Raw genomic sequence first — 5,258 nt, forward strand, 5'->3', positions numbered from 1 at the left:
ATTTTCGATAGCGTTCCTCCTGGTGCAGGTAGCCGCGGAACATGGATGGCCAGCCTTTTTTAAGGACCAGCTCGCCGGTCTGGTCCGGTTCTTCGATCAGTTCGATGCCGTCCTCGCCCTGCCGAGCGACGGCGGCCTCGATGCCCGGAATGGGTTGGCCCATGGAGCCGGGCCGGATGGCCAGATCCGGCCGATTGGCAATCATGATGCCGCCGGTCTCGGTCTGCCACCAGTTGTCGTGGAAGGGCAGGCCGATGACTTCCCGGCCCCAGTGCACCGCCTCGGGATTGAGCGGCTCGCCCACGCTGGCCAGAAAGCGCAGGGCGGACAGGTCATGGGCCCGGGCCAGTTCCGGCCCCTGTCGCATGAGCATGCGGATGGCGGTCGGGGCCGTGTACCAGACATTTACCGCCTGGTCCTGAAGGATGCGGTACCAGCGTTCGGCATCGAACTCGGCTTCGTCCACCACCAGGGTGGTGCCATTGGTGAGCGGCGCGATCATGCCGTAGGAAGTGCCCGTCACCCAGCCCGGGTCGGCGGTGCACCAGTAGACATCGCCGGGCCTGAGATCAAGGGCGTACTGACCGGTGACATGGTGGGTGATGACCGCCTCGTGCACATGCAGGGCGCCCTTGGGCGTGCCCGTGGTGCCCGAGGTGAAATGCAGCAGCACCGGTGCGTCCGGGGCCATGGGGCGGGTGCTGTAATGGCACGAGGCCCGATCCATGAGTACGCCGGCATCGCGGGTGTTATCGGGTGCCTCGTCCACATCGCCAATCAGCAATACCTCCCGCAGGCAGGGCGTCTGGGTGATCCAGTCGGCGACCTTGCGGCGATAGAGGCGTTCGGTGGTGACCAGCACTGTCGGCTCGCCAATCTCCACCCGTTGACGGATGGGTTCGGGGCCAAAGGCAGGGAAGAGCGGGGTGAACACGCAGCCATGCTTGATGGCGCCAAAGAAGGCGGCGTACAGATCCGGAATGCGCTGGGACAGGCCGTAGACCCGCTCGCCCGGCCGGATACCCAGTTCATCAAGCACATTGGCAAAACGATTGGCGCGTTCATTGAGGGCGCGGTAGCTGATATCCCGCGCCTCAAGACTGTCGCGGGCCAGAAAGCGCAAGGCCGTCCGTTCGGCGGCGGGATCGTCCGTGTGCCGATCCAGGGCTTCGAAGGCAAGATTGATCCGGCCCTCACCCAGGTCACTCAGACGGGCACGAGCCTCGGCCCAGGAAAAAGCCTGTGGGTCTGGGTCCTGCCGCTTACGGCTCGGTGCCGTCGATCCAGACATGAGGACACCTCCCAGGTGTCGATGTGCTGGATTCAAACTACCCAGAGTGGAAAGGAATGTGTTTGATCTGGGTCAATGGCCCTTCAATTCATGCCTTACGGGTGCCAGTTCGTTATCAGCCAGTCAGGTATCATCCAGCCAGGGGAGTGGCGCTGTTGTCGCTGTGACCACGGGCGACCTGTTCCAAGGCGGCATGATCCAGTATGCGGACATGGTTGTTCGCAACGGCCAGTACACCGCGTGCTCGCAGCCGGCTGAAAATTCGAGACACGGTTTCCGGCGCCAGTCCGATGTAGCGGGCCAGATCCCGGCGCCCCATGGGTAGGTGAAACTCTCGGGCACTGAATCCGCGGCGTCGCTGGGCTTCGGAGAAATCGAGCAGGAATCGGGCCAGGCGAGGATCGGTGCCCCCTCGTTCCATGTGTAGCAAGCGCGCCAGGCGGAGGATTTCCTCCTGCATCCAGCTCAGCATCATCTTGTGCTGGTTCTGGTCCAGGCAGGGCACACCATCCCCTTCGTGGTGTGGCAGCCGTTGGACGCTGGATGTATCGAGGGCCACCACGGAGAAGGCGGCGAGCTCGTCCGCTAGGCAATCGCAACCGATCAGGTCACCGGGCAGGTGAAAACCGATGACCTGCTCATCACCATCCTCATGGATGAAATAACTTTTCAATATGCCGCCCACCACCCGATAAACGCGATCTACTTGATCTCCGGTACGAAACAGGTGCTCGCCCCGACGAAGGATGTGATTGTATCCGTGAGAGGCGGGCCTTGGGGGGGGGTGTCCGGCCTGTGGCCGATTCACCCGGCAGTAAACGGGAACTGAACAGTCCGGTATTTTCGATGGTCGCCTGCATGCTGATTCTCCGTGAGGTTGGCATATTCCTATACCGCAGGAGAAAAGCTTAGGCCGGAATGATTCCTTCGCCCATAGGGGGTTACCACTAGGTATTTTCCCCTAGTGATGCGGTAGCGGCATGAATATGGGTGACCAACTTGTTCATATCGCACGGTTTCTGGAGGACTGCGCAGGCGCCCTCAGCCCGGGCCCGTTGAGACAGGACGGATTCCGGGTTGGCGGTCATTACAATGGTCGGAAAGTCGACCGATTGCCACTTCAGGGTTGCCTGTAATTCGGCGCCGTTCATGATCGGCATCTCCAGGTCCAGAATAAGACAGGCAAGATTGGTGTTTTCATGGGGCTCGGTACGGAGGAAAGCAAAGGCGGAACTGAAGGTTTTTACCACCCAGCCGAGGTTTGAAAGAAGGCCACTCATACTGGCGCGAACATCTGCATCATCATCAACGATGTGTATTTGTGGTTTCATTGGTCGCTCTGAGATCTGATTGGATGGGCTCCTTCAAGTTAACCTGGTCTACACCAATCAGGTGGTGACCGGCGTCAACAGAAAGAGGATTCCAGCATGATCAGGCCTGGGCTCGGGAAGCCACGGAGGGTAATCTTCAATCCGGTTTCAGTTCGTCGAATTCACCCACGAACTTCGCCAACCGAGCAACTGAACGAAGGTCCAGCTTTTGCATGAGGTTATGCCGATGGACTTCCACCGTTCTTTCGCTGATTCCCAATTCCACCGCCACCACCTTGTTGGCCTTGCCATCGGCAACCTGCCGGGAAACCTGGCGCTCCCTGGGAGTGAGTTCTGCCAACTGACTTCGCTTTATCGCCTGACGTTCCTGCTGTTCAAGTTCCTGCTTGTGTTGTAGCAGTGCATCGCTTATCAGTGAGACCAATTGCTGGGGGGTGAAGCTGCCTTTTTCCAAAAAATCGAAGGCACCATGCTTGAGAGCAGTGACGGCCGAGGGCACATCGGCCTGTCCGCTGAGGAAAATAACCGGAAGCCGGGAATTGTTGGCCTGCAGTTTCTCCTGAATCTGGATGCCGCTCTCCTCCGGTAACCGAAGGTCCAATAGCAAGCAGGCCGGCCCATCGGGCAATGGCTGCCTGAGCAGGGATGCCCCCGAAGCGTGGCATCGCGTTCTTATGCCTTCGGCTGACAGGGTCGCTGCCAGCGATTCTCGCACATCCACATCATCATCAATGATGATGACTGTGCCGTCAGTCTCGCGCATGCTGATCTCCCGACAGCGGCAGGGTGAAGCGGAAGTGGGCGCCTCCCTCAGGATGGTTGCCTGCTTCAAGTTCACCTCCGTGGCGACGGATAATGGAACGACAGATGGGCAGGCCCTGGCCCAGGCCGTGGACCTTGGTGGTAAAAAAAGGATCAAAGAGTTTATCCATGGTCATCTCGTCCAGGCCTGGACCGGAATCCATGACCTCCACATGGCAGGTGTCCCTCCCATCAAGCTGATGAATGCGGATGCGAATGGTATGTGGTGTGGATATAACTTCCATGGCATCCAGAGCATTGCTGATGAGGTTGAACAAGACCTGTTGGAGCTGCACGCGGTTGGCCGTGACAAGGCAGGGTTGATCGGGTGCTTCCAGTTCGACGCGCACCTGCGTCATGCGAGCGTCGGGATCCAGTAGCCCAAATACCTCACGAACCAGGGAAGCAATGTCGACTTGTTCACCAGGGCTGTCATCCGTTTTCCGGAGAAAGGCGGTTAGTTGCTTGAGAATGTCATTAGCCCGACTGCTTTGGCGTTCAATACGCTTCAGGGCCTCATTGAACGCGCGTTCTTGGTCCTTGCTGCCCTGGCTATGGTAGATGGTATGGGCCGAGGCCTGGATAGCCATCAGTGGCTGGCGAATTTCGTGGGCCAGGCTGGCGGCGAGTTCACCCAATCCATTGACACGGTTCAGGTGAGCGAGTTGATCCAGATTCCTTTGTGCCTCAAGCCGGGCCCGGTTTCGTTCGGTGAGATCATGGGTGAAGCCGACGAACATGCGCCGGCCAGCCTCTTCGAATTTCGCGACCGACAGCAACAGGTCGATGAGTGTGCCATCGCGGCGGCGGCCGCATACCTCTCGACCAATGCCAATGATGCGGGCCTCTCCGGTCTTGAGGTAGTTTGCAAGGTATTGATCATGGTGGTCGTGGTCTCGCCCTGCCATCAGCATCCTTATGTTCTGGCCGATCACCTCGCCGGCTCCATAGCCGAATATCCGCTCCGCAGCCGGATTGAAGCTATGCACTGTGCCGGTTTCGTCAATGGTGATGATGCCATCCATGGCGGTGTTGATGATGGTTTCGGCGCGGCGGGTGGTACTGGTCAATTGCCGTTCCAGCGCCTGCTCACGACTGAGGTCCACCGACAGGATATAAAAACCGTTGATACGTCCGCTGTCGTCGTGGCTAGGAATATAGGTTCCGTGAATGAACCGGGGACCACCGCGGACATAGGGAACTTCGCCGTGGAATTCCGCACGCTCGCCGGCCAGGGCCTGATTGAAATGGGGTAGCAGGACTCGGAAGGCCTGGCGTCCAATGACATCCTTGAGATGCTTGCCGTACTGGGCTGCTGGATCTAGTCCGAACCAGTCTCGGTAGCCATGATTGGCGTATAGGATCTCGAAATCGGAGCTGATATGGGCCACCAGAACCGGTAATGCCTGCAGCAGCTGATCCAGATCGGTCTGATGTGGCTGGGAAGCGTCTTGCGCCATGGACGGCCCTCCGAATCCATGGGGAGCAACGGATACCCAGCATTCTAGATCAAAACAGGGAGTTTATCAGGAAAATATGATGGATGCCAGTCGGCCGGGGCGGGCAGCCCCGGCCGACTGTGTTGCTGCCGGCTCAGGCCATCGTCGGGTCGGCTCAGAAGGCCTGACGGAGTGGTTCCGGCCCATCCGGACGAACGTGGAAACGATCGTCCAGACCATCCAGGGTGGTGGTGATGCCGGTGTATTCCAGCTCGTCCATGGGCAGCATGGCGGCGCCGAAGAAACCCTGCCGGCGCATGTCCATCGCCTTGTCGGCAACCTGGTCGCGCACCCGATCCCAGAAGGGATGAGCGAATACATCGACGGGGTCGGTGA

General features: G+C 59.2%; 6 protein-coding genes. All 6 read right to left on the reverse strand.

The window, feature by feature from the left end; all coding sequences use genetic code 11:
* Positions 1-1,291, reverse strand: a 1,291-nt coding sequence (locus ACJWXQ_RS09885; RefSeq protein WP_406672729.1) for an AMP-binding protein, incomplete at its 3' end; no start/stop codon positions are given.
* A 130-nt stretch (positions 1,292-1,421) separates the two neighbouring features.
* Positions 1,422-2,099, reverse strand: coding sequence for a helix-turn-helix domain-containing protein (locus tag ACJWXQ_RS09890; protein WP_406672730.1), 678 nt, complete (start codon positions 2,097-2,099; stop codon positions 1,422-1,424).
* Positions 2,100-2,238: 139 nt separating this feature from the next.
* A complete protein-coding gene (locus ACJWXQ_RS09895; protein WP_406672731.1) occupies positions 2,239-2,622 on the reverse strand; it encodes a response regulator transcription factor in 384 nt (127 codons plus the stop codon).
* Between the two features lie 136 nt (positions 2,623-2,758).
* Complete coding sequence (locus tag ACJWXQ_RS09900; protein WP_406672732.1) at positions 2,759-3,385, reverse strand: response regulator transcription factor; 627 nt, start codon at positions 3,383-3,385, stop codon at positions 2,759-2,761.
* A complete protein-coding gene (locus ACJWXQ_RS09905) occupies positions 3,372-4,883 on the reverse strand; it encodes a PAS domain S-box protein (protein ID WP_346051852.1) in 1,512 nt (503 codons plus the stop codon). The genes ACJWXQ_RS09900 and ACJWXQ_RS09905 overlap by 14 nt, the downstream gene beginning before the upstream one ends.
* 154 nt (positions 4,884-5,037) lie before the next feature.
* A partial coding sequence (locus tag ACJWXQ_RS09910) for a fructose 1,6-bisphosphatase (RefSeq protein ID WP_406672733.1) occupies positions 5,038-5,258 on the reverse strand: 221 nt, incomplete at its 5' end.

The organism is Natronospira sp. (genome assembly GCF_007134575.1).
GTDB lineage: Bacteria > Pseudomonadota > Gammaproteobacteria > Natronospirales > Natronospiraceae > Natronospira > Natronospira elongata.

What these genes read in the sequence shown, in the direction of transcription:
- ACJWXQ_RS09905 (WP_346051852.1), bottom strand. Translation starts at nt 4,883, where the DNA reads ATGGCGCAAGACGCTTCCCAGCCACATCAGACCGATCTGGATCAGCTG.
- ACJWXQ_RS09895 (WP_406672731.1), bottom strand. Translation starts at nt 2,622, where the DNA reads ATGAAACCACAAATACACATCGTTGATGATGATGCAGATGTTCGCGCC.
- ACJWXQ_RS09900 (WP_406672732.1), bottom strand. Translation starts at nt 3,385, where the DNA reads ATGCGCGAGACTGACGGCACAGTCATCATCATTGATGATGATGTGGAT.